Source organism: Pseudarthrobacter sp. ATCC 49987 (genome assembly GCF_009928425.1).
Lineage (GTDB): Bacteria > Actinomycetota > Actinomycetes > Actinomycetales > Micrococcaceae > Arthrobacter.
On the sequence record NZ_JAABNS010000001.1, the window covers coordinates 3,991,252 to 4,015,216 of the forward strand.

21 protein-coding genes and 1 pseudogene are annotated in these 23,965 nt (G+C 67.7%); 15 read left to right on the plus strand and 7 right to left on the minus strand.

Annotation, left to right across the window (positions count from 1 at the left end; all coding sequences use genetic code 11):
- Positions 1-126: 126 nt before the first annotated feature.
- From GXK59_RS18535 to GXK59_RS18545, 3 genes are all read right to left on the minus strand, one after another.
- A complete protein-coding gene (locus GXK59_RS18535; RefSeq protein ID WP_160668820.1) occupies positions 127-2,139 on the minus strand; it encodes an acyl-CoA dehydrogenase family protein in 2,013 nt (670 codons plus the stop codon).
- Positions 2,140-2,203: 64 nt separating this feature from the next.
- Positions 2,204-2,542 (minus strand): hypothetical protein, encoded by a 339-nt coding sequence (locus GXK59_RS18540; protein WP_160668821.1) that lies wholly within the window; start codon positions 2,540-2,542, stop codon positions 2,204-2,206.
- Positions 2,543-2,748: 206 nt separating this feature from the next.
- Complete coding sequence (locus tag GXK59_RS18545) at positions 2,749-3,159, minus strand: PepSY domain-containing protein (protein ID WP_160668822.1); 411 nt, start codon at positions 3,157-3,159, stop codon at positions 2,749-2,751.
- Positions 3,160-3,312: 153 nt separating this feature from the next.
- Here GXK59_RS18545 and GXK59_RS18550 point away from each other — a divergent pair, with 153 nt between their 5' ends.
- The 9 genes and pseudogenes from GXK59_RS18550 (at position 3,313) to GXK59_RS18590 (ending at position 15,740) form a co-directional block, all read left to right on the plus strand.
- A complete protein-coding gene (locus GXK59_RS18550; RefSeq protein WP_160668823.1) occupies positions 3,313-4,761 on the plus strand; it encodes a DUF3375 family protein in 1,449 nt (482 codons plus the stop codon).
- Positions 4,762-4,763: 2 nt separating this feature from the next.
- A pseudogene (locus tag GXK59_RS18555) lies at positions 4,764-5,576 on the plus strand (DUF4194 domain-containing protein); the annotation flags it as partial.
- 173 nt (positions 5,577-5,749) lie between these two features.
- On the plus strand, positions 5,750-9,235 hold the full coding sequence (locus GXK59_RS18560; RefSeq protein WP_160668824.1) for an ATP-binding protein: 3,486 nt from the start codon (positions 5,750-5,752) through the stop codon (positions 9,233-9,235).
- A gap of 198 nt (positions 9,236-9,433) precedes the next feature.
- The gene (locus tag GXK59_RS18565; protein WP_160668825.1) at positions 9,434-10,534 is read left to right on the plus strand and encodes an iron-siderophore ABC transporter substrate-binding protein; all 1,101 of its coding nucleotides are present in this window, start codon (positions 9,434-9,436) and stop codon (positions 10,532-10,534) included.
- Between the two features lie 11 nt (positions 10,535-10,545).
- Positions 10,546-11,622 (plus strand): FecCD family ABC transporter permease, encoded by a 1,077-nt coding sequence (locus GXK59_RS18570; protein WP_160668826.1) that lies wholly within the window; start codon positions 10,546-10,548, stop codon positions 11,620-11,622.
- A gap of 77 nt (positions 11,623-11,699) precedes the next feature.
- A complete protein-coding gene (locus GXK59_RS18575) occupies positions 11,700-12,722 on the plus strand; it encodes a FecCD family ABC transporter permease (protein WP_237394027.1) in 1,023 nt (340 codons plus the stop codon).
- A 1-nt stretch (position 12,723) separates the two neighbouring features.
- Positions 12,724-13,560, plus strand: a complete 837-nt coding sequence (locus GXK59_RS18580) for an ABC transporter ATP-binding protein (RefSeq protein ID WP_160668828.1) — start codon at positions 12,724-12,726, stop codon at positions 13,558-13,560.
- Positions 13,561-13,625: 65 nt separating this feature from the next.
- Positions 13,626-14,636: a siderophore-interacting protein gene (locus GXK59_RS18585; protein WP_160669263.1), complete on the plus strand. Its 1,011-nt coding sequence runs from the start codon at positions 13,626-13,628 to the stop codon at positions 14,634-14,636.
- Between the two features lie 267 nt (positions 14,637-14,903).
- On the plus strand, positions 14,904-15,740 hold the full coding sequence (locus GXK59_RS18590; protein ID WP_160668829.1) for an SGNH/GDSL hydrolase family protein: 837 nt from the start codon (positions 14,904-14,906) through the stop codon (positions 15,738-15,740).
- A 40-nt stretch (positions 15,741-15,780) separates the two neighbouring features.
- Here GXK59_RS18590 and GXK59_RS18595 read toward each other — a convergent pair whose 3' ends face one another.
- Positions 15,781-16,068 (minus strand): YciI family protein, encoded by a 288-nt coding sequence (locus GXK59_RS18595; protein WP_024365378.1) that lies wholly within the window; start codon positions 16,066-16,068, stop codon positions 15,781-15,783.
- 104 nt (positions 16,069-16,172) lie between these two features.
- Between GXK59_RS18595 and GXK59_RS18600 the strand changes: the two genes are divergently transcribed.
- The 3 genes from GXK59_RS18600 to GXK59_RS18610 all read left to right on the plus strand — a co-directional run bounded on the left by GXK59_RS18600 (position 16,173) and on the right by GXK59_RS18610 (position 19,354).
- Positions 16,173-16,661 carry a MarR family winged helix-turn-helix transcriptional regulator gene (locus GXK59_RS18600; protein ID WP_160668830.1) on the plus strand — a complete coding sequence of 163 codons (489 nt, stop codon included), beginning with the start codon at positions 16,173-16,175 and terminating at the stop codon, positions 16,659-16,661.
- Positions 16,662-16,709: 48 nt separating this feature from the next.
- Entirely contained in the window at positions 16,710-18,527 is a 1,818-nt protein-coding gene (gene glsA, locus GXK59_RS18605) for a glutaminase A (protein WP_160668831.1), read from the plus strand.
- 65 nt (positions 18,528-18,592) lie between these two features.
- A complete protein-coding gene (locus GXK59_RS18610) occupies positions 18,593-19,354 on the plus strand; it encodes an SGNH/GDSL hydrolase family protein (protein WP_160668832.1) in 762 nt (253 codons plus the stop codon).
- Here GXK59_RS18610 and GXK59_RS18615 read toward each other — a convergent pair.
- The 3 genes from GXK59_RS18615 to GXK59_RS18625 form a co-directional block, all read right to left on the minus strand.
- Positions 19,351-20,112, minus strand: coding sequence for an FAD:protein FMN transferase (locus GXK59_RS18615; protein ID WP_160669264.1), 762 nt, complete (start codon positions 20,110-20,112; stop codon positions 19,351-19,353). The two genes, GXK59_RS18610 and GXK59_RS18615, sit on opposite strands and share 4 nt — an antisense overlap.
- Positions 20,113-20,191: 79 nt before the next feature.
- Positions 20,192-20,725: an FMN-binding protein gene (locus GXK59_RS18620; RefSeq protein ID WP_160668833.1), complete on the minus strand. Its 534-nt coding sequence runs from the start codon at positions 20,723-20,725 to the stop codon at positions 20,192-20,194.
- Positions 20,722-22,158, minus strand: coding sequence for a ferredoxin reductase family protein (locus GXK59_RS18625; RefSeq protein WP_160668834.1), 1,437 nt, complete (start codon positions 22,156-22,158; stop codon positions 20,722-20,724). The genes GXK59_RS18620 and GXK59_RS18625 overlap by 4 nt, the downstream gene beginning before the upstream one ends.
- A 482-nt stretch (positions 22,159-22,640) precedes the next feature.
- Here GXK59_RS18625 and rpmB point away from each other — a divergent pair, with 482 nt between their 5' ends.
- Genes rpmB through rpsN form a run of 3 tightly spaced genes read left to right on the plus strand, consistent with a single transcriptional unit; the run spans position 22,641 to position 23,354 of the window.
- Complete coding sequence (rpmB, locus tag GXK59_RS18630; RefSeq protein ID WP_011693744.1) at positions 22,641-22,877, plus strand: 50S ribosomal protein L28; 237 nt, start codon at positions 22,641-22,643, stop codon at positions 22,875-22,877.
- Positions 22,877-23,044: a 50S ribosomal protein L33 gene (gene rpmG, locus GXK59_RS18635; RefSeq protein WP_011693743.1), complete on the plus strand. Its 168-nt coding sequence runs from the start codon at positions 22,877-22,879 to the stop codon at positions 23,042-23,044. Before rpmB ends, rpmG begins: the two co-directional genes overlap by 1 nt.
- 4 nt (positions 23,045-23,048) lie before the next feature.
- Positions 23,049-23,354, plus strand: a complete 306-nt coding sequence (gene rpsN, locus GXK59_RS18640; RefSeq protein WP_011693742.1) for a 30S ribosomal protein S14 — start codon at positions 23,049-23,051, stop codon at positions 23,352-23,354.
- Positions 23,355-23,965 lie beyond the last annotated feature (611 nt).

Here is a 23,965-nt window from a genome sequence, read left to right on the forward strand (position 1 = left end):
TTTGGGCCGGGCACCGCAAGGCGGAGACCGGTGTGTAGGTCTCACGTCCAGCTAATCACGGGCATCACAAGGTAGCAAGGATGCTTACTATTGCTCGTTGGCGGCGCTCACGGCTGGCGCGCCGTGTCAGCGGTACTTCCGATGCAAGTTAACCTTCACGGACGCGCGCGGGCTGGCGTCGGCAATCCACGGTCCGGTGCCTTCGGACTGGTCCAGCACACCCGCCTCCAGCCACTCGTAATCGCCGGCCAGGACCTTGCGGGAGAGCACGTGGTCGCCGTCGTCGGTGTTCCTCCAGAGCTGGTCAAAATATTCGTCCACCCGCACGCGGGCCTGTTCGCAGAACGCCTCGGCGAGTTCGTAAGCGGAGGCTCCTTTTTCCGGGGAAATCCGCAGCAGCATTTCGGCCCGGGAGCAGGCCGCGGCCATGGCGAACAGTTCCGCCCCGATATCCACGATCCGGCCCAGGAACGCCTGTTTGTGCTCAAGCTTCGCCTGCCAGCGACCCATCCCGTAGAAGGTCTGCCGGGCCAGCCGCCGGGAGGACCGTTCGACGAAGCGCAGCTGCTTCGCGAGGCGGCCGAAGTCGCTGTAGGAACGCGGGTCCATGCCGGCCCCGGCGACGAGCCTGGGCAACCACTTCGCGTAAAAACCGGAAGCGCCGACGGCGGCCCGGGCCTTGTCGGACAGGCTCGCGTCCTCGGAGGCGAGGTCTCCGGCTGCCGCGAGGTGCGCGTCCACGGCCTCCCGCGCGATCAGCAATTTCATGATCTCCGAGGATCCCTCGAAAATCCGGTTGATCCTCAGGTCGCGGAGCTGCTGCTCGGCCGGCACGGCGCGCTCGCCACGGGCCTCGAGCGAGTCCGCCGTTTCGAAGCCACGCCCGCCGCGGATCTGCACCAGTTCGTCGGCGATCCGGCAGCTGATCTCGGTGGACCACAGCTTGGCCAGGGCGGCCTCGATCCGGACGTCCTTCTGCCCGGCGTCGGCCATTTCGGCGGACAACTCGAAGACGGCGTCCAGGGCGAAGGCGCTGGCCGCAATGAAGGCGATCTTTTTGCCCACGGCTTCATGCTTGCCCACCGGCCGTCCCCACTGGGTGCGGGCGTTGGACCACTCGCGGGCGATCTTCAGGCTCCACCGCCCGGAAGCGACGCACAACGCAGGGAGCGCGAGCCGGCCGGTATTGAGCGTGGTGAGGGCGATCTTCAGGCCCTGTCCCTCGCGGCCCAGCCGGTTGGCCGCGGGTACCCGGACCTGGTGGAAGCGGGTGACGCCGTTTTCGATGCCGCGCAGCCCCATGAAGGCGTTGCGGTTTTCCACCGTGATGCCGGGGGAGTCCATCTCGACGACGAAGGCGCTGATCCCTCCCTTGTGGACGGTGCCGTCCGCCCCGGTGCGGGAGGGGACCACCGCCATGACCACCACGAGCTCGGCAATCACGCCATTGGTGGTCCAGAGCTTCACGCCGTCCAGGATGTAGGACTCGCCGTCATCGGTGGGGACGGCGGTGCTGCCCATCCGTGCGGGGTCGCTGCCGACGTCGGGCTCCGTCAGCAGGAACGCGGTGATAGCCCCGGCGGCGCAGCGCGGCAGGTACTCCTGCTTCTGCTCCGGGGTGCCGAACACCTTGACAGGCTCGGGGACGCCGATGGACTGGTGCGCCGAGAGCAGGGCGCCGAGGCTGGGGTGGACGGAGCCCAGCAGCGCCAGCGCCCGTCCGTAGTAGACCAGCGAGAGGCCAAGGCCGCCGTAGTCGCGGGGGATCTTCATGCCGAAGACGCCCAGTTCGGCGAGGCCCTTGAGATAGGCATCCGGAATCAGCGAGTCGCGCTCTATGGTGCGCCCGGACATCGTCCGGCAGTAATCCGTGAGGCGGGCCATGAACTCTTCGCCGCGTTCGACGTCGTCAGCGGGGGCTTCCGGCCAGGGGTGGATGAGGCTGAGGTCAAAGCTGCCGAGGTACAGTCCCTTGGCGAAACTGGGCCGGTCCCAGCTGGCCTCGCGGGCAGCTTCGGTGATGGCCCGCGCATCGGCCGCGGTGGCGTCGGGACCGATCGCCTCAGTCGGGACCGGGACGTCCGCGGCGGGGCTGTCGGCGGGGTTCTCAGTGGCTGGATTTTCAACGGCGGAGCTCATCGGGCATCTCCTCTAACCGGGGTCACCGGCTCGAGCCCTGGGTCCGCCGTGGGTGGAGGACCCTTCAGCTGTCCCGCAAGACTACCCGCGGGTAGGTGCCCGTGCTAGGGGCCGATTGGCCCATAATTTCGGCCGCGATGTCCCCGACGAAGTCACCGGCACTGCCGCCCGGAAGCTCCACCCTGGCGGCGTGATGGACCAGCCGGTCCCAGGCGTGGTTGATGCCGTGGACAAGCCCCAGCAGGATGTTCGCGGCGATGAGCCAGGCGAGCCGGCCGACACCCACCAGCACCATGGCCGCGAAGGACGCCGTCATCACAAAGACTGTGAGTACCAGGGCAAACATGAGCGTTCCGATGAACACCAGTGTTGCCGTTTCCACTGCGCTTAGGTCGAACTGCATTCTTCCCCCTGCACCATTGCTTCGGTTGAATCAGTAGCCCGAGCGTAGGGTGCGGGAGGTTGGCTAGCCAGAGTCCACGGCGCGTGCCGGGATTCTTGATACGGGATCGAAATGCTACCGGGGCGTAGGTCACGGGGCGGTTGCGGCGGCCTCACGGCCTGCCCGTCACGCCCCGTAAAACCCCGCGCTGTGGTCCGTTGCTGCGGTCAGTCGTCGTCCCGCTCGGGGGAGCCCTGGCCCAGGACCTGGAAGTCGGCGCCGAGCTGCACTTCAACCTGGGTGCCGTCGTTGAGCCGCACCTCCACCTCGTAGGCGGTGCCGTGCTCGTTCTCCCGCTCGACTTCGCGCACAGTGCCCTGGCCGACCCGGGCGAGGGCCGCGTTTCCCGCCTTGTCCCGGTCCTCCGCGGTCAGCGCGGGCAGGTTGGAATCGTCGTCGTGTCCGGGGGCGTCGGCGGTGGCTACCCGGAGCGACCGCTGGAGTTCGGCCGCGGCGTTGCTGGCATCCGGGAGCCGGAAAGCGGCGGTCGGGGTGCTCGCCGCGACTGCAATTGTGGCGCCGCCGAGAATCGCCGCCGCGGCCGCCACTCCCGTGATCAGTAGTGCTTTTTTGCCCATGACAAACTCCTCTCAGGTGATGTTCCCAGTCTGCTCCCGCAGGCAACGGCACACAACGATGAATCCAAACCGGGGCCTGCGTTAACCTTGTAGCTGGCAGTTTTTCCTTATCCGCTGCCCCATCCCGATCCCTCGGCAGCTGAAGGAGAGTGCGTGTCCCGTTCCGCCCTGTCCTCCGCCGACGCCATCAGCGCCCGGCTGCGCGACCTCGAACTCCTCACCAAGGGGCCGGCCTGGGCGCTGACCCGCTCGGCGCCATGGGTGATCGCGGTGCTGCAGGCGTCCTTCACCCGCACCCGGCCGCAGCTTCCGCTGGAACAGTTCCACGCCGACGTCGACGCCTTCCTTGAGCAGCTCCGCCGCCAGGACCCCGGGCTGGGTGGCTCCGCCAACGGGAAGACCTTTGGCGATGAGTGGACCCGCAAGAACTTCCTCACCCGACGGAACCAGTCCGGGCAGATCGTGTACGAGGTCACAGAACCCGCCGCCCGGGTCCTCGCCTTCCTGGACAGTCTCTCCAGCGAACGCTCCACGCTCAACGGTTCCCGGCTCGGCACGCTGCTGGGCGACGTCGAGAAGCTCGCCAACGAGACGAACCCGGACCAGAGCGCCCGGTTGGAGTCACTCGAGGAGGAGATCGGCGAACGGCGCCAGCTGATCGAGGACATCAGCTCGGGCGACTTTGACGGGCTGCTCGACGACGAGGAAGCCGTGGAGGCCGCAGGGAACATCCTGGATCTCGCGGCGAGCCTGCCCGCGGACTACAAAAAAATGCGTGACCGGATCGAGGAGCTGGTGGGCGAGCTCCGCAACCAGATCATCGAGGAGTCCCTGAGCAAGGGCGCGACGATGGCCCAGGTGCTCGAAGCGGACAAGCGTCTCCGGCAGAGCCCCGAAGGCAGGACCTTCCGTTCCTTCACGGCGTTCCTGGAGGACCCGCAGCAGCAGCTGCGTTTCCGTTCGGCGATCGGCGAGGTCCTCAGCCGTCAGTTCGCCGATGACCTCAGCCATGACGAACGCGAGACGCTAAAGAACCTCGTGGCGGAACTGCGGACCCAGCACAGCCAGATCCAGCGGATCTACGGCAAGCTCAGCGAAAGCCTGAACACCTACGTCCAGAGCGACGACTTCCGCCAGTCCGTCCGGCTCCGCAAGGTCCTCCGGGAGGCCGAGCAGGCCATCCGGTCCCTGCCGTACGAGCGCGAACGCCCCGGGCTGGTCCGCGGCCCGGTGCTGTTCAATGCCGGCTTCGAGTCCCTCGCCATGGTCAAGCTGTTCGACCCGGACGAGTTCGCGGCTCCCCCCAAGCTGGCCGACCCGATCGCCTTCAGCGACTCGGACCGGGTGCGCTCGCCGCGGACCGGGAAAGCGAGCTCCGAAGCGGTCCGCGCCGCGGTCGCCGGCGCTTCCACCCTGGCCGGGGCCTGGGATCAGCTCCCGGCCGGGGAACGCCACATCAACTCGATCCGTGCCCTGCTCTCCCACGCCCTGCACGAGGGCGCCGGCTTTGACCGCGGGGCCTGGGAAACTCTCGACTTCGAACAGATCGACGGCTCCACGCGCACCGCGTACCTGCCGGTCGTCACGCTTAAGAAGGACTGAAGATGACTGAAGACATCACGACGGTGGACGTGCAGCCCGCGCCTGCGGCGGCGGAGCCGGCCCAGCACGTCCACACCGACCCCTTCACCGTCACCCCGCGGGACACCTTCGTGGACGGCGCCGCACTGTTCCCGGGGGACACCGGTGTCCTCCCGATGAAGGTCCGCCAGGCCCTCGTGAAACTCCTCAAGGGCCCGTACATCGACGGCGGGAGGGACGAGAAGCTCTGGACCACCCTCTTGGACAACCAGCTGATCCTGCGCAGCCGCCTGTCCGAACTCTTCCTGACCCTGCAGCTCGACCACGAACGCAAGGTGGCGGTGCTGCGCCCGGTGGACCCCGAGGCCATCGGCGGCAGCACCCGCTCCAGCATCCTGCGCCAGCAGCGGGCCCTGAGCCGCGTCGAAACCATCGTGCTGCTCCGCCTGCGCCTGCTCCTGGACCGCCACGTGACCGCCCAGACCGACCCCACGATCACACGCGAGGAAATCGCCGAACTCGTGGCCCACTACCAGCCCGCCGGCCAGCAGGACGCGCTGCGCGATTCCGACGTCGTCAACCGCGCCATCACCAAGCTCCTGGCCCGCCAGCTCCTCCTCACCACCGGCCTGGACGAGGTCTACACCATCTCCAATGCCTTGCCACTGGCGCTCCCCTTCGAAAACATCGGCGACATCCCCGCCCAAATTGACGCCCTCATTGCGGCCTCCACCGACCCTTCAGGCACCGAACCCCTGCTGGAGTTCGATAGAGACGCCGCGGCAGCTCCGGGGGATGACGACGAAGACGACGACAGCGAAGAAGCAGCCGCTACGGTCGCCCAAGGCGACCTGACAAACGAAGACGACGACGGCGATGCCGCCCCGGGAGTGGCATCGGGCCTGTCGGAGCCGCGCGCTGAGCTGATCGAAGATCAGCTGCGCGGCGCAGGGGCGGGGGCGGCATCGCCGTCGGCGTCACCCGACCGCACTGAAGGCGGGGCAGCCAAGTGAGCATCGCGACCATGCTGCCCATGGGCGAGCTCACCAACCCTGGCCAGATGCGCCTCGCCCTCGTCCAGGTGGTCAACTGGGGCACCTTCCATGGCGCCCACACGATGCACGTGGACCGCAACGGCACCCTGCTGACCGGCAATTCCGGCGTCGGCAAGTCCACGCTGTTCGACGCGATGCTCCGGGTCTTTGATGCGAGGCCGCGCTCCAACGAGGCCGCCGCCCAGCGAGCCGGCGGCGCGGTGGAGGACAAGCGCACCACGTTCACGTATATGCGCGGCAAGGTGGGGGACAAGGCCGTCGGGGAGGGCTCGGCCAGCGCGTTCCAGCGCCCCGGCGCCACGTGGTCCGCCGTCGCCTTGACGTTCGACAATGCTGCGGGCACCCGGGTGACGGTGTCGGCGCTGTTCGACCTGCCCAAAAACGGCACGGAGTCCAGCGTCGGCCGGTACTACCTGATTGATAACAAGCCGCTGGACCTCACGGCCATCGAGGGCATCGCGGAGAAGCGGTTCACCAAGTCGGCGCTGGACGCGATCTTCCCGGATGCCCAGGTCTTCGACGTCCACAAGGCCTTCGCCGAGCGCTTCCGGCGCCTGCTGGGGATCAACTCCGACCAGGCCCTGCCCCTGCTGCGCGTCATCCAGGCCGGCAAGGGCCTCGGCGGCAGCGTCAACAACTTCTTCCGCGACCAGGTCCTGGACGCGCCCGCCACGTTGGCCGCAGCCGATGACGTCGTCGAGGAATTCAGCAACCTGATGTCCATCCGGCAGCGGCTCGAGGACGTCCGGCAGCAGCGCGACCAGCTGGCACCGGTCCCCGGGCTGAACAAGGAGTATGCCCAGTCGCTGCTCGACGCGAACCGCCTGCGGGACCTCGCCGGCGGGGAATTCGAGGCGTACAGGCAGCAACTGGCCGTCACGGTCCACGAGAAGACGCTCGCCCGGTTCAAGGACCTCGCCCAGGCGAAAGCCAAGGAACTCGGCGCCGAACGCGGCATCCGCGACGGGTTGGCCAAGGAGCTGCGCCAGCTCGAAGCGGACTACAACAACCAGGGCGGCAACGCGATCTCCGCGATAGAGCAGTCGCTCGAAAACGCCCGGGTGGGGCTCAAGCTCCGCCAGCAGGTGGAGGAATCAGCCCGGAAGGCCCTCGCCGACGCCGGCCTGGAACTTCAGTGGTCCCCGGCCGGCTGGGAGCAGGCGCACGAGCACGCGGCCGCCCGCTCGGCCGAGCTCAAGGACGACGCGGAAGCGCTCAAGGAACTGCGCTTCGAGGCGTTCGACGGCCACGCGACCCGGAAGCGGGAGCTCGCCGCAGCCCAGCAGGAACTGGTGTCGCTCCAGACGCGCAAGTCGCTGCTGCCGCCGTCGAGCATTGAAAACCGCAGCGCGATCGCGGCGGCCACCGGCGTCCCCGAGGAGCAGATGCCGTTCGGCGGCGAACTGATCGACCTCGCGGAGGGCCACGAACAGTGGCGGCCGGCCGCCGAGCGTGCCCTGCGCAGCCTCGCCACCACGCTGCTGGTCCCCGGCGAGCACTTCGCCGCCGTCACCCGCTACCTCAACGACCATTCCGTCCGCGGTGCGCTGCGCGCGGTGGACGTCTCGAAGCCCCTTGCCGGCGGCGCACTGGCCGTGGAGGACGCGGCCGACGGCGACCTGCTCACCAAGCTGGACATCCTCGCCCTGGGTCCGGCAGCGGACGCCGGCGAGTGGATCCGGGAACGGATCGCCCTCGATTTCGCCTACCCGTGCGTTGAGGACCCGGACGAACTTGCCCGCCTGGACAAGGGCCTCAGCCTGGGCGGCGTGGTCAAGCGAAACCGCCACACCGTGGAAAAGGACGACCGCAACACGTCCCGCCAGGACTATGTCCTCGGCTTCGACAACGCCGCCAAGCTGGAACTCGTGGCCGCGCAGGTCGAGGACCTGCAGCAGGAACTGGCCAAGGCCGCCGAGCTCGCGCAGAGCAGGGAAGAGTCGCACCAGGGGATGAGCCGGCAGCTCGAGGCCCTGCGCCGCGTGGCCGAGGACCACCGCCCCTGGGAACAGGTCTCGGCCGTTGTCGCAGCGGACGAACTCGCCCGGATCGAGCAGCGACTCAAGGACGCCCTCGCCGCGCAGGCGGACCTGGAACCGCTGCGCGCCAACATCGAGGCGGCCCGGAACAAGCACCAGTCCAGCACCGAGGCCGCTGCCGTGCTGCAAAGTGAATACAAGGCCGTCGATTCTCAGCTCACAACGGCGGATTCTCTGCTGGACGCCGCGCGGGCGCGCCTGGAGCAGTCGCCGCCGTCGGACGCCACCGTCACGGCACTGGAACCGTACTTTGCGGACTTCGGCGACGTGCTCGAGATGCACGAGCTGGACAACCTCGCCAACCAGGTCCGGACCCGGCTCCTCGCCGAGCTCCACGCGGCCGAATCCCGCGGGCAGGCCACCTCGGAGCGGCTCACCCGGATCTTCGAGGGCTTCGTCCGCGAGTGGGGCACGGCGATTTCCGCGGACCACGGCACCTCGATCGGGGCCGCGGGCGAATTCGAAGCCCGCTACCACGCCATTGTCAGCGACGGGCTGCCCGCACAGGAGGCCGAATTCCGGCAGTTCTTCAACCAGCGAACGCACGAGTCCTTCAGCACCCTGCTGCACCTCCTGGACGAGGAACGCCGCTCCATCACCAGCCGCATCCTGCCGCTCAACGGGATCCTTTCCGAGGTGAACTTCCACGAGGGCAGCTTCCTGGAACTGGACATCAAGCAGACCCTGCCGGCCACCGCGAAGCAGTTCAAGGACGCCATCCAGAACGCGCTGAAGGTCCGCCACACGCGGCCCGGGAAGGCCGCCGCGCCGGCTTCAGGTGTCGCCGGGGCGGAAACTGACGACGACGCCGAGCTCACGAACCGCTACAAGTCGCTCGAAACGCTCGTGAAGCGGCTGGGCTCGCAGACCCCGGAGGACCGGCGCTGGCGAGCCGACGTGCTGGACGTCCGGGGGCACCTCTTCATCCAGTGCAAGGAGCACCGCGAGGTCCAGGGCTCCGGTTCCAAGCCGGCGGCCACGGGCGGACGGAAGAAGACCGAAGTCTTTATGCATGCGGACACCGGCTCGATGTCCGGCGGCGAGCGGCAGCGTTTCACCGCGTTCATCATGGCCGCGGCGCTGAGCTACCAGCTGGGCATCGCCGAGCAGGGCTTCACCACCTACGGCACGGTGATGATGGACGAGGCGTTTGTGCTGGCTTCGGAGGAATTCGCCGGCGCCGGCATCAAGGCGCTGCACGAGTTCGGCTTCCAGCTGCTCCTGGCCGCACCCGAAAACGTGATCGACCTGTCCCGGCATCTCGGCTCGATCACCGAGATCCTGCGGGACAAACGCACCAACCGCTCCGGTGTGCTGACGGCCCCCGTGATTGGTCCGCGTCCCGGCTCCGAGGGAACCTGGCGCTCCGAGGCGAACCCGGTGGACATCGTCCTCCGCTGACCGGCGTCCGTCCAACCCCAACGCGGGGTCACCTGCCGCCCACAATCCCCACCGGGATGGGCCGTGAGTGACCCCGCGTTGCTGTTCACGGGGGGGGCGGAAGCAGCCGTCTGGCAATTACGTTACGAAAGGTTTGCTTAATTGTGGCAAGGATAGGCTAGCCTTACTTAGGTTTGCATCATTGACCTAAGGAACCCCATGCCTCTCCCTACCCCGAGCCCTGCCGTGCCCACGCGCCGCTTCCTCCACGCCGCCGGCCAGGCAACTGCCGTCCTGGCCGCCGTCGCACTCTCCCTGACCGCCTGCTCCACCGGCCCGGCCAGCTCGACGGCGGCGGACGCCCCCAGCCAGCCGGCCAGCTCCGCCTTCCCGGTGACCATCAAGCACGTGTTTGGCGAGACCACCATCAAGGAACAGCCGACGCGGGTCGTCACCGTGTCCTGGGTCAATGACGACGTGGCGATTGCCCTCGGCGTGGTGCCGGTCGGCGTCCCGAAGAACGAATGGGGCGGCAACGGCCAAGGTTCCACCCCGTGGAAGGACGCCGCACTCGAGGCGCTCGGCGCCGGCTTCGGTTCGGCGAAGGCCCCGGCCCAGTTCTCCGAGACCGACGGCGTCAACTTCACCGAGATCGCCAAGCTCAACCCGGACGTCATCCTCGGCGCCTACTCCGGCCTCACGGAGGAGGACTACAAAAAGCTCAGCGAAATCGCCCCCGTCGTGGCCCACCCCGAGATCGCCTACGGAACCTCCTGGCAGGATTCCACCGCCATCATCGGCAAGGCCCTCGGCAAGGACGCCGAAGCCACCAAGCTGGTCGCCGACACTGAGGCCACCATCAAGGACAAGGTCTCCAAGTACCCGCAGATCGCCGGCAAGAGCTTCATCTACGGCAACCTGGAGCCCGCTTCGGCTGACGGGGTCAACGTCTACACCGCCAACGACAACCGCCCCCGATTCCTCACCGAGATCGGCATGAAGCTGGCCCCCGTGGTGGAAGATAATTCCAAGGGCTCCACGGAGTTCTTCATCCCGTGGTCCGCCGAGAAGGCCAACGAACTCGAATCCGACATCTTCGTGACCTGGGTTCCTGACGCAGCCACCACCGATTCCATCAAGACAGACCCGCTGCTGGGCCAGATCCCGGCCATCAAGAAGGGCACCCTGGTTGCCGACCCGGACAACACCCTGACGTTGTCCATCTCGGCGTCGTCGCCGCTGAGCCTGCCGTGGTCGCTGGACACGTTCCTGCCGCAGCTGGCGATTGCAGCGGATAAAGTCCCTGCCGCGGTGAAGTAGGCACCGTTTTCATGAGCCCCCTTACGACGACGACGGCGGTTTCCGCAGCCGCCCGGCCCGCCCCGGAGACGCGCACGACTGTGACTATCCGTGCCCGGGGACCGCGGGCGCTCTGGCTGCTGGCCGCCGTCGTCGTACTGGCGCTCGTGACCGCTGCGTCCCTCGCCATCGGCGCCCGGGGCCTCGACCTCGGGACCGTCTGGCAGGCGCTGACCCGGTTCGATCCGGCCAGCGGCGACCACGCCGTGGTCCACGCCCGGATTCCCCGGACAGTCCTCGGGCTGCTCGCCGGCGGCGCCCTCGGGCTCGCCGGGGCAGCAATGCAGGGCGTGGCCCGCAACCCCCTCGCGGACCCGGGCATCATCGGAATCAACGCCGGCGCCGCGCTGGCCGTCGTCACGGGAATCTACGTCTTCGGCGTGTCCTCGCTGACCGGGTACATCTGGTTCGCGTTCGTCGGGGCCGCGGCCGCCGCCGTCGTGGTCTACCTGATCGCTTCACTCGGCAGGGACGGCGCGACGCCGGTGAAGCTCGCCCTCGCCGGAGCGGCCCTGAGCGCCGGTCTCTTTTCACTCATGAACGTCATCCTGGTGTCCAGCCGGGACACCCTGGACCGCTTCAGGTTCTGGCAGGTCGGCGGGATCGCCGGGCGCGACTGGTCCGTGATCCTCCCGGCCCTGCCGTTCCTGCTCCTGGGTGCCGCGATAGTGCTCGCCACCGGCCGGATCCTCAACAACCTCGCCCTCGGCGACGACCTCGCCCGCGGCCTGGGCCAAGGTGTCGGGCTGACCCGCGGCGTCACCGCCCTCGGCATCGTCCTGCTCTGCGGCTCGGCCACGGCGCTGGCCGGCCCGATCGGCTTCGTGGGCCTCGTCATTCCGCACGCCGTCCGCTTCCTCACGGGCCCCGACTACCGCTGGATCCTGCCCTTCGCGCTGGTCCTGGCCCCGGCCCTGCTGTTGACCGCCGATGTGATCGGCCGCGTCATCCTGCTTCCGGGCGAAGTCCCCGCCGGGATCATGACCGCGCTCGTCGGTGCGCCGGTATTCGTCTGGCTGGTCCGGCGCAGCAAGGGGACAGGCCTGTGAAGGAATCCTCCGCCGAGGTGGTACTTGGCGCCCATGTCCCGCCCAAACATCGGCGTCTTCTCGCACCTCGCGGGACCGTGCTCGACCGCACGGGCATCCTGGCGCTTGCCGTCGTGGCGCTCTTCGCCGCCAGTGTGCTCCTGGGCAGCTACACCGTCACCATCCCCGACTTCTTCCGGATCCTGGCCGCGCACCTAACCGGCGGGGAGAAGATCCCCGGCGCAAGTTTCATCGTGATGGAGCACAAGCTGCCGCGCGCCGTCGTGGGGACGCTGATCGGAGCCGCCTTCGGGCTGTCCGGTGCGCTGTTCCAGACCATGCTCCGCAACCCCCTTGCCAGCCCGGACGTGATCGGCATCAGCTACGGGGCCAGCGCCGCGGCCGTGACGGCGATTGTCGTCTTCGGCGCATCCGGTGCCACCGTCTCGGGCGCTGCCTTCGCCGGGGCGCTGGGCGTGGCCGCCCTGATCTATGGCATCTCCCGCAGCGGATCCCTGGGCTCCGGCGGACAGCGGGGCGACGCCGCCGGCGGCCGGCTGATCCTGGCCGGCGTGGGCATCGCCGCGGCCCTTCATGCCGTGGTCAGTTTCCTGATGACCCGGGCGGACATCCGCACCGCTGCCGAGGTCCTGATCTGGCTGAACGGCTCGCTCAACTCCGCGAACTGGGACCGGGCCGGAGTCCTCGGCCTCGCACTGATCGTCCTGATTCCTGCTGTCGCCGTCCTCGCCGGCCCGCTGCGCATCCTCGAACTTGGCGACGACACCGCCGCGGGGCTCGGCGTGCGGGTCGGTGCGGCCCGGCTGGGTATCGTGGTCACCGCCGTCGGGCTTGCCGCCGCGGCGACGGCCGCAGCAGGGCCGGTGGCGTTCGTCGCGTTCCTCGCCGGGCCCATCGCCCGTCGGTTTGTCCGCAGGGCGAGCCTGCCGGTGTCTGCCCTGGCCGGTGTGGTGATCGTCCTGGCCGCCGACTACTTCGCCGCCAATATCGCACCGCTGCTGCTGGACGGAACTGTCCTGCCGGTCGGAGTGGTCACGGGCGCCCTCGGTGCCCCGTTCCTGATCTGGCTGCTCGTCACCTCCAACCGAAAGGACGCCTGAGATGGCAACACTCCAGACCTCCGGCCTGACGCTGAAATACGACCAGCGGACCGTGATCGAGGGACTCAGCACGGAAATCCCCGAGGGCAAGGTGACCATGATTGTCGGCGCCAACGCCTGCGGCAAATCCACCCTGCTCCGCGGCCTTGCCCGGCTGCTCAAGCCTGCGGCGGGCACCGTCACCATGGACGGGCGGGACATCCACCGCCGTCCCGCCCGAGAGGTTGCGCGCACGCTGGGACTGCTGCCGCAGCATCCGACGGCACCGGACGGCATCACCGTCCGGGACCTCGTGGGCCGCGGCCGCTACCCGCACCAGGGTGTCTTCCGGTCCCGGCATGCAGGCGGCCCGGCGGACGACGAGCGTGCCGTGCAGGAAGCGATGGCCGCCACCGAAACGCTGGAACTCGCCGGGCGCAACGTGGATGAACTCTCCGGCGGGCAGCGGCAGCGGGCGTGGATCGCGATGGCCCTGGCGCAGGAAACCGCCGTCCTGCTGCTGGACGAGCCCACCACCTACCTGGACCTCACCCACCAGGTGGAGGTCCTGGACCTCATCACCGACCTCAACAGCCGGCGCGGAACCACCGTGGCGATCGTGCTGCACGACCTCAACCTCGCTGCGCGGTATGCGGACCACATCATCGCTATGAAGGACGGACGAATCGTGGCCGAAGGCTCCGCCCGGGCGGTGGTCACCGAGGAAATGGTCCGCGAGGTGTTCGCCCTGAAGTCCAGGGTGTTCCCGGACCCGGTGTCCGGCGCACCGCTGATCATCCCGCTGGGCCGCCACCATGCCGATTCCCCGCACACCGCAACCCTGGAGCTGGTCCCTTGACTGCATCGAACGCCACCCCGTCCCGCGCCCGGGCCGGCCTTAAGACCTCACGCGGCACCGAACCCATGACCCTCGCCTTCGAGGTCCAGGTCACGGCGGTCCAGCAACTCGGACCAAACTTCCGGCGGATCACGCTGGGCGGGCATTCGCTGCGGAACTTCGGGGTCCATGGCAGCACCCTGGACCTGCGCATCAAGCTCATGATCCCGTCGCTGGCCGCGGACGGTACCGCGTTGCCGCTGCCGGAGTTCCGGATGGAGCAGGCCGGCTGGTACCGCGAGTGGCTGGCCATGGATCCTGCGACCCGCGGCTCCATGCGCACGTACACCGTGCGGCGGGAACGCCTCGACGCCGTCTACCCGGAACTCGACGTCGACTTCGTGCTGCACTTCGACGATGCCGGCCACGGCGGACCGGCCGCCAACTGGGCCCGCAGCGCCACACCGGGGGACACCCTGACCCTGATCGGACCCAACAACCGGGCCGCGCACTGGGTCACTGCGGAAACGTACTCCGGGATCGAATGGCGGCCGGGCCTGGCCCAGCGGGTCCTGCTGGCCGGCGATGAGACGGCCGTGCCTGCCATCAGCGCCATTCTTGAGAGCCTGCCGTCGTACGTGAGCGGGCACGCCATCCTCGAGGTTCCGGAAGCCGGCGACTTCCAGGGCATCACGACAGCCGCCGACGTCGGGATCACCTGGCTCGCGCGCGGTGCGGCCATCGGCCGGTCGCGTCCGCACGGGGAATTGCTGCAGGAGGCGGTCCGCGCCGCCGTCACCCTGCCCGGCTGGGTCGGGCTCCGGTCATCCCGCGAGCCTGCGGCCGGCCCCGAGCCCGAGGACGTCAACGTGGACCACGACATCCTGTGGGAGACCCCCGCAAGGATGGATGCCGCGGCGATCAGCGCCAGCAGGAACCCGGACAAGCCCGCAGGGGCCATGCCGTTCTACGCCTGGATCGCCGGTGAAGCGGGGGTAGTCAAGGAGCTGCGCCGGTACTTGGTCCGGGACGTGGGTATCGACCGGAAGCAGGTGTCGTTCATGGGGTACTGGCGGCAAGGGAAGGCGGAGCTCTAAGCGACGCTCCCGCAGTTGTTGCTCCTACTTTTCTGGCGCTCCCGCAGTTCCTGCCGGGCTTCCGGCCGCCACCGCTGCTTTGCCGTCGCTTAGACACCTCCATCGGCCGCGGGCGGCCTTAGTCGGCGATGCGCTCCTTCGCAAAGCACCGGTGACGGCCTTGTGATCGGGTCACCTGACGTGATCCCGCAGCGGCATTATGGACGGGGAACCTGCTGTGCCCCGCCTGTTAACCCCGCCGTCGTCCGGCGGGTTTAGCGTGGGGCCATGGTCGAAAACCTTCTATCCCCGGGCGCTGATGGGCGGCGGGTCTATGTTGCCCTGGGGGATTCCTTCACCGAGGGGGTGGGGGACTACAATCCCCGGCTGCCCAACGGGGTGCGCGGGTGGGCGGACCGGGTGGCGGAGCAACTGGCCAGGGCGGAGCCGGGGTGGGAGTATGCCAACCTTGCCATCCGCAGCAAAAGGCTGCGGCACATCATCGCGGAACAGCTGGACGCCGCGCTCGCCATGGAACCGACCCTGGTCACCCTGTACGCAGGCGGGAACGACATCCTGGACATCGGGACCGACATCCACGCCCTCATGATGGACTACGAGTTCCTCGTCGCCAGACTCGCCGCGAGCGGGGCCACGGTAGTGCTGTTCACCGGCTTCGATGTCAGGGTCTCGGCGCTGCTGGAACCCCTCAAGAGGCGGAACGCCATCTACAACCAGCGGGTCCGCGAGGTGGCGGCCAGGTACGAGGCCGTGCTGGTGGACTACTGGTGCTTCGACGCGTTCTATGATCCCCGGATGTGGGATTCGGACCGCCTGCACATGTCCAAGGCGGGCCACAAGTATCTCGCCGGCCAGGTCCTGGACCAGCTAGGGGTCCCGCACAAGGTCAAGCCCAAGGAATGGGCGCCGCCGGCGAAACTCGGCCTCCGGGACTGGGAACGACGGCAGCGCCGTTGGGTACATGACTGGGTCCTGCCGCTCTTCGGGCGCAAGCTCAGGGGTGTCACGCTCGGCGACGAGCTCAGGCCGCGCTGGCCGGCGCCGGTCAGGGTCCCGCCGAAGGCTGGGCTGAAGAAACTGGCCGCCAGGATCCCCGCGGGCTGAACAGTGCTGCTCCGGACGGGACGCGCGGGGCGAGCCGGCGTCAGCTGTCCAGCAGGTTCTCGTAGCCCGGAGCCACCCGGCTCGCGTGGAACTCCTCGACGTCGAATTCGGCCACTCCGTTGACATAGAACGGATCCCTGGCCAGCGAGGCGTCGAGGGCATCGCGGTCCGCGTTGGAAAGCAGCAGGGCGCCCGTGCGCGGGATTTTCCGCCCTGCGACCATAAAGATGCCCTGGTCGAACGCATCCTGCAGCCACGTGACGTGGGCCGGAAGATGGAAGTCAACGATCTCTTCGGGGACCTTGTAGGTCAGCGAGACTACATACATAAGGGTCAGCCTACCGTCTGTCCCCCGCGCCGGGACGTGATTCTTCCGTCACGGAAATCCGGCGAAGTTGAACCGTCAAGCTTCGATGCTCCTACACTGTATCCATGACTGAACCGCGCTGGCTGAACGCCGACGAACGACGGGCCTGGCTGGCCCAAGTAAGCATCAATACCCTGCTTCCGGCAGCCTTGGACACGCAGCTTCACCACGCGCGCAAGCTCTCCCTCTTCGACTACAACGTCCTCGCGATGCTCTCCGAGGCCGACGGCCGTTTTCTGCCCATGAGCGAACTCGCCGCACGCACCAGCGCCTCCCTGTCCCGGCTCTCCCACGTGGTCACCAAACTGCAGACCCGCGGGTGGGTGGAGCGCCGCCCGCACCCGGGGGACGCCCGGGTAACGACGGCGCACCTCACCGACGCGGGAATGGAGACCATCGAGGAGCTCGCCCCGGGCCACGTCGAGGCCGTCCGTTCGCTGTTCCTCGACGCCCTGAGCGAGGAGGACGTCGCCGACCTCGCCCGGATCGGCGAGAAGATCGTGGGCCGCCTGGACAAGGACCACTGGATCCTGCGGGAGAGCAAGCGCGCCTAAGGGCCCTGCCGGGCCGCCCGCAACATGCTGTCCCCTAGTGTTGGCACTATGGAATCGCCGATCGACAGCTACCTGCGCCAGATCCACGCCGAGATCGCCCAGCTCAAGGACGGCAAGCCCTACAGCACCATCCCGGCCATGGCCAACGTGGACCCGGACAACTTCGGCATCGCCCTCGCCACCGTGGACGGCAAGGTATACGAAATCGGTGACACCCGCGAGGAATTCACGATCCAGTCCATCTCCAAGCCCTTCACCTACGGGCTGGCCCTCGAGGACCTCGGCAACGAGGCCGTGGACGCCAAAGTGGACGTGGAACCGTCGGGGGACTCCTTCAACGAGATCTCCCTGGCCGAAGGGACGGGCCGGCCGGCCAATGCGATGATTAACGCCGGAGCCCTCACCGCGACCTCGCTGATCAGGGGGTCCGGCGGGCAGTCCGGCTTCAAAAGGATCCTCAGCACGTATTCCGCTTTCGCCGGCCGCCAGCTCTCGGTCAGCGAGCAGGTCTTCGAATCCGAACTCAAGCATGGCCACCGCAACACGGCGCTCGCGTACCTGCTGCGCTCCTTCAACATCATTGAGGATGACCCGACGCCGGTCCTGGCGGACTATTTCCGCCAGTGCTCCGTCCTGGTGAACTGCTTCGACCTCTCGATCATGGCCGCCACCCTTGCCAACGGCGGCCGAAACCCGCTCAGCGGCAAACAGGTGCTGGAGATCGGCCCGGTGGAACGCGTGCTGTCCGTCATGATGACTTCCGGCATGTACGACGACGCCGGCGCCTGGATCAGCAGCGTGGGCATGCCGGGAAAGAGCGGGGTGGCCGGCGGCATCATCGCCGTGCTGCCCGGCCAGGTGGGCCTGGCCGTCTATTCGCCGCCGCTTGATGAACACGGCAGCAGCGTCCGCGGCCTGGCCACTGCGCAGCGCCTCTCCCGGGACATGGAACTGCACTTCGTCCGCGCGGCCCGGACCGGCCGGTCCGCTATCCTCGCCGCCTACGACGTGACCGAGACGCCGTCGGGCATCCGCCGGAACGACGAGGCCGCCGACGTCCTCCGGGCGCACGGCCACCGGGCCCGCGTGATCGAAGTCAACGGCGACCTCCTCTTCGCCGGAACCGAGTCCATGGTCCGCGAGCTGAGCAGCCTGGCGGACGACGTCGACCTCGTGGTCCTGGATGTGCGCCGCACCGACCAGATCAGCGACGTCGCCGTGCGCATGCTGGCCACAGCGAGGCAGGGGATGGCCGACGCCGGCCGGGAACTGGTCCTGATTGAGGCGGACGGTTCCGTCGCGGACGCTCTGGGATCGCTGGAACAGCGGCTGGTGCCGTCCTTCGCGACCCGGAGCGCCGCCGTCGAATACTCCGAAAACCGCCTGCTGGAACGCCACGGGGACCATCTGCTGCTGCCGGACCACGTCCCGGTCACAGCATCGCCTGCTTTGGCACCGCTGGACGAGGCGGACGCCGCGGCGCTCGAAGCCCTCATGACCCCGAAATCGTACGACGACGGCGACGTCATCCGGCGGGTCGGCCTGCGGTTCGGCGGGGTCTACTTCATCACCTCCGGGAGGGTCAGCAGCACGTCCCCGGGGCCCACCGCGGAGCGGGTGAAGCTGAACACCCTCAGCGCCGGCATGACGTTCGGCGAACTGGCGCTGGGAAGCGGCAACCGGCAGGAAACCACGGTCCGGGCCATCGGTCCGGTGGAGGTCATGGTGCTCAGTGCCGAGGCCATCACCGAGCTGGAAGCCGCCGACCCGCGCCTGGCGATCGCCCTTTGGAAGGCCCTGACCCGGGACGCCTACACCCGCGTGGAGCAGTACCTGCGGGAGTCCGCGGTCCGGATCCGCGAATAGGCCTTCCCCGGCCGGCCAGGGTGCCTGCTTTGTTTGCTTGGGGCAACTGCTGGCAGACTGGAGCCATGGATTTCACGTCCCGCTATGTAGCCCTTGGCGACTCCTTCACGGAAGGCGTCGGCGATGATGACCCCACCCGCCCCAACGGCGTGCGGGGCTGGGCGGACCGGGTGGCCGAGCAGCTCGGCGCCGCCGATCCGGGCTTCGGGTACGCGAACCTCGCCATCCGCGGCCGGAAACTCCGCCAGATCATGGCCGAACAGGTCGATGCCGCCGTCGCACTCAATCCCACCCTCGTGAGCATCTACGCCGGCGCCAACGACATCCTCCGGCCCAAGGTCGACATCGATAATCTGCTGGTGGATTACGACGCCGGCATCCGCAAGCTCAAGGCCACCGGCGCAACCGTGGTGATGTTCACCGGGTTCGATTCCCGCGGCTCGAAGATCTTCGGCACCACCCGCGGCCGCACCGCGATCTACAACGAACTGGTCCGCGGAATCGCCGGGGACCACGGCGCCCTCCTGGTGGATTACTGGCGTTTCAGCGAGTACTACGACTGGGGAATGTGGGCAACCGACCGGATGCACATGTCCGCCGCGGGCCACGCGAACATGGCCCAGCGCGTCCTCACCGTCCTGGAGCACGACCACTCGATCGACATTCCGCCCATGACTCCGGTTCCCGAGCTCAGCCGGGCCGAGGCCGTCCGCGCCAACGCCCGCTGGGTCCGCGAATTCGCCGGACCGTGGGTGGTCCGCCGGGTCACGGGGAAGTCGTCAGGCGACGGACTGGCCCCGCGCTACCCGAGCCTCACGCACCTCTAGGCGCGGAAGCCCGGCGTCGCGAGCAGTTCCCCGCCGCCAAGTACGGCCAGCACCTCGACGTCCCAGCTGTCCGTGGCCCAATCCAGCATCCGCCTCCCTCCGGCGACGATCGCCGTCGCCAGCACGTCCGCGGTGAGAATGTCCGGGGCTGCCACGGAGACCTGGCGGAATTCGAGGGGGTGCCGTCCCCTGCGGCCTGCCCCAGCCCGCCAGATGTGGTTACCTCGCTCAGCGGTGCCGGACGTCGCCAATGCCGCGAAGCGCCCTGTGCCGCCCAGCGCAAAGCCCGAGAGCAGCGTTCCGCGGTCCTGCGGATCGACGATGCCGGCCAGCCACGGAGTCCCGGTTCCCGGTGCGGGCGAGCCGCTCACCAGCACGTCACCGCCCGCGTTCAGGCACCAGTCCGTAATGCCGGCGGACTCCAGGGCGGAGGCCGCCTGGTCGATGGCGTAGCCCTTGATGATTCCGGAGAGGTCCAGTATGCCGTCGGGCCGCTCGGGGGTGAAGAAACCGTCGGTCAGCAGCCGCCAGCCCGTGGCGTCCGCAAAACGGGCGCGGAATGCCGCCGAGGTATCCCGCAGCGTCACTTCGCCGCGGGCCAGCCGGCTCGCTTCCGAATCCGGTCGGTAGAGGCTGAACGTCGCGTCCAGGCCGGCGAACACGCGTTCGACGGCGGCAGTGGCACCTTCCAGCACTGGTTCGCCGCCGGGCGTCCAGCAGCCCTCCACTGGCAGGGCGAGGCTGATGACCGTCCCCATGCACCGGAAGGTCCTGCTTTTCAGGGCCGGGCCGGCCAGGGTGGCGGCGCTCAGTGCCGGACTCTCGGCGGGCGAGGGCCTAAAGGTTGGCTGCATCGAGGGCTGCCTGAAGAGAACTCAAATAGGCGTCGCTGGTGACGGTGGCGCCGCTGATGGTCTGCACCTGGGCCGACTGGGCCTTGATGACCGCGGTACGCAGCAGCGGAGCGGCCCGGTTGCTGATTTGCACGGATTTTCGGTCGTCGTCGGTCAGCTGGAGGGCGGTGACATCCGTGATCGCGCCGGCTTTTACGGTGATCTGCACCTGGACGGTGCCGAAGCGGGTCTGGACCGCCGCCCCGGTGAAGGTCCCGGCGGCCTGTGCCGCGCTGGCGGAGCTTCCCGCGGAACCCGTCGAACCGCTGGAGCCGGTGCTTCCGCTGGACCCGCTTGCGGAACTGGATCCGGAAGATCCGTTGGTGGTTCCGCTGCCCCCGGCCGTCCCGGACGAGGCGGGGGCCGAAGTGGCCGCCGCAGTGCTCCCGGTGTCTGCGACGTGGGCTCCGGACTGCCAGCCGACCAGGAGTATTCCGGCGGAGGCCAGTGCTGCTGAAACTGCTGCGCGTGTTCTCACCAGTCGAACTTTTCGTAGTGGAGTTGCTCTTCGCGGACGCCGGCAGCGCGGGCTCCACTGATCGCACTGCGGGCCCAAGCGGACGGACCGCAGATGTACACGTCGGCGTCGGCGACGTCAGGGGCATAACTGCCTAGCCGGTGTCCTGAACGGACGGCCGATTCGGGCAGCCAACTCTGTTCGCCGGTGGTCCGGGCGCCGGTGAGATGGAACAGAGTCGCGCCGCGGCGCCGGCAAAGTTCCAGGATTTCGTCGCCCAGATAGAGTTCCGCCTCACTGTGGCCGCGGAGAATCACTGTGGCGTTGCCCGGTTCAAAGGGGGTGCGCTCCAGCAGTGCGCGGATGGGGGTGATTCCGATGCCGGCCCCGATCATCACGATGCGGTTCCGGCTGCGGGCCGCTGTGCTGAAGAGCCCGTAGGGTCCCTCGATCGCTACCCTGGTCCCGGATTTCAGCCGCGCCAACTGGGCCGATCCCCGGCCGAGGTTGCGAACGGTAATCCGCAGTCGGCCCCGGCCCGCGGAATCGAACAGCACGGGTTCCGCGGACAGGCTGAACGGGTGCGGATGCCACCACGCGCTCGGGGCGAGGAACCTCCAGATGAAGAACCGGCCGCCGCTGCCGGCCAGTTCGTCGAGGTGGCGGCCCGCCAGTTCAATACTGACGACGCCGGGACCCTCCGTCGCGACGCGGCTCACCGTCAGTTGGTGGCGGACGGTGGCCACGAGTGGCTCCAGTACGCGGTAGTGGACCAGGGCAGCGCCGGCGCCAATGCAGATGGCCAGCCAGTACCAGCGCTGCCAGGTGCCCTCGGCGAAGAGGGCCCCGGTGCTGAACTGATGCGGGATCGCGGTCAGCACCGCTGCGTAGGTCAGCAGGTGGACGGCATACCAGAATTCGTAAGGGAACCGGCGTCGGACGGCGACCAGCGAAGTGACCACAACGGCGATGAACAGTCCCATGGACACGATGGCGAGCCACATGTCTGGCACCAGCACCCAGAGGGACACGAGCTCACTCACCGGATCGAGCCCTTCGGCCATTCCATATCCGATTGCGATCAGGATTCCGTGCGCGAGCAGCAGGTACAACGACGGTTTGCCGAGTTTGCGGTGGAATTCCAGGGCCCGGTCGTGCCCTACGGCGCCATCGATCAGGGGAATACGCGCGGCCAGCAGCAGCATCAGCAGCACAAGGTCCATGCCGGCCAGCCCGGCGACGATTCCCAGGGCTGTGAAGGAACCGGCCAGGGTCGAGAACCCCCTGGCGCCGCCGTCGGCGAGCCAGAGCGCGATTGACAAGGCCACCGAAGCCCACGCGAGCACCGTCAGGAGGTCTGCCCGGAGCAGACGGCGCCGGGACTGGCCGCGGAACCGCTCCACCGGAGTGCGGCGGGCCGTGGCCGGCAGGGCCGTCTGGAGTGAAGAGTTCATGGTTCCACCGTCTGCCCGGCGCCTATCATTTTGCTGTGAAAGCGCTAGGGTGCCGATGTGACTTCGCGCCGAACCGGCCGGCGCCCCTTATACACCGCCGGATACCGGATTGGTCTTTAATTCGTCAAGCTCGTAGACTTGGTAGGCGCTAGGTGGCGCGGAGCGTGTGCAATTGCTCCGGTTGGCGGGATTTGTCTGCAACATTGACAGTCCTGAGGGCCGGTAGTTAGGGGCTCAAGTTGCGTGCACTCCTGTATTCGCCCAGCATCCCGGCACTTCGCGGTGGCTTCCCACAAGGTTTCCGCCGCCCGGTGCCCGTGGCCCACAATCTTCGCCGCAGTGAGGAAAGCAGTCGGTTTACGCCGTCTGCTTGAACGCTGCGGATACCGAATCCCTGTGGGGGTTGGATGCGGACGCCGCCTGTCGCACGGTTACGCGGGAACTCCGCAACCGTTTCATTTATTTTTTTGAGGAGAGTCGTCATGGCAGCACACTGCCAGGTGACCGGAGCCGAGCCGGGCTTTGGACACAGCATTTCGCACTCGCACCGACGCAACAAGCGTCGGTTCGACCCGAACATCCAGAAGAAGCGCTACTGGGTTCCGTCCCTGCGCCGTAATGTCACCCTGCAGGTCTCTGCACGTGGCATCAAGACCATCGACGTGCGTGGCATCGACGTAGTCGTAGCCGCCATCCTGGCACGAGGAGTGAAGCTCTAATGGCTAAGGACAAGGACGTACGTCCGATCATCAAGCTCAAGTCGACCGCGGGCACGGGTTACACCTACGTGACGCGCAAGAACCGTCGTAACGACCCGGACCGCATGGTTCTGAAGAAGTACGACCCCCGCATCCGCAAGCACGTCGAATTCCGAGAGGAGCGCTAAACACATGGCTAAGAAGTCAATGATCGCTAAGAACGAACAGCGTAAAGTCATCGTCGAGCGTTATGCTGCAAAGCGCCTCGAACTGAAGAAGGCTCTGGTTGACCCCGCGTCGACCGACGAAGCCCGCGAAGCTGCACGCCTCGGCCTGCAGAAGCTGCCCCGCAACGCCTCGCCGGTACGTCTGCGTAACCGCGACATCATCGATGGCCGCCCGCGCGGTACCTTCCAGAAGTTCGGCATCTCCCGTGTTCGCTTCCGCGACATGGCTCACCGCGGTGAGCTCCCGGGCATCACGAAGTCTTCCTGGTAATTCAGGACCCCTGAAACCAGCGGCTTGAAGAAGGGCCGGCGCCTCTTGGCGCCGGCCCTTCTTGCGTTTAAGGCTCGACGGGCGGGTGCCTGGTGTCCGCGGCGGCCGGTGGTGCGGCGCGGATGTGAGCCAGTACACAGGTACCAGATTTTCGTGTATTGGGGTGCGGGGGCCTTGTGGGGTGTCTGTTTTTCGCGTGGTGGCGGGGTTTTTGGGGGTGTGGGGGTGGTGGTGGGGGTGGATTTGTGTGGGGGTCTGGTGGCGTGTAAGGTAATTCGAGTCGCCGCCGCTGTTGCGGAGAGATTGCGACCGACCCCCTGATTGAATGGCCTTGAATATGGCGCGCTTTGTGGCGTGCCGGTGTTTCGGGTGGGGATCCCCTCGTGGAGTTGTGAGTCGCGGAAACGCTGATTTGCAAAGGCTTCCGGGTTCGGGTAACTTTGATAAGTTGCTCCGGAGCGATCCACGGCCTTGGTTGTGGTGGTGCCGGGTGTGTCTGTTGTTTGAGAACTCAATAGTGTGCCAAGTTTGTTGATACCAATTTATTGTATTGAATTGGTTGAATTGATCAGGTCCGCCACCCCGTGGTGTGGTCTGGTTTTTACAGCTGG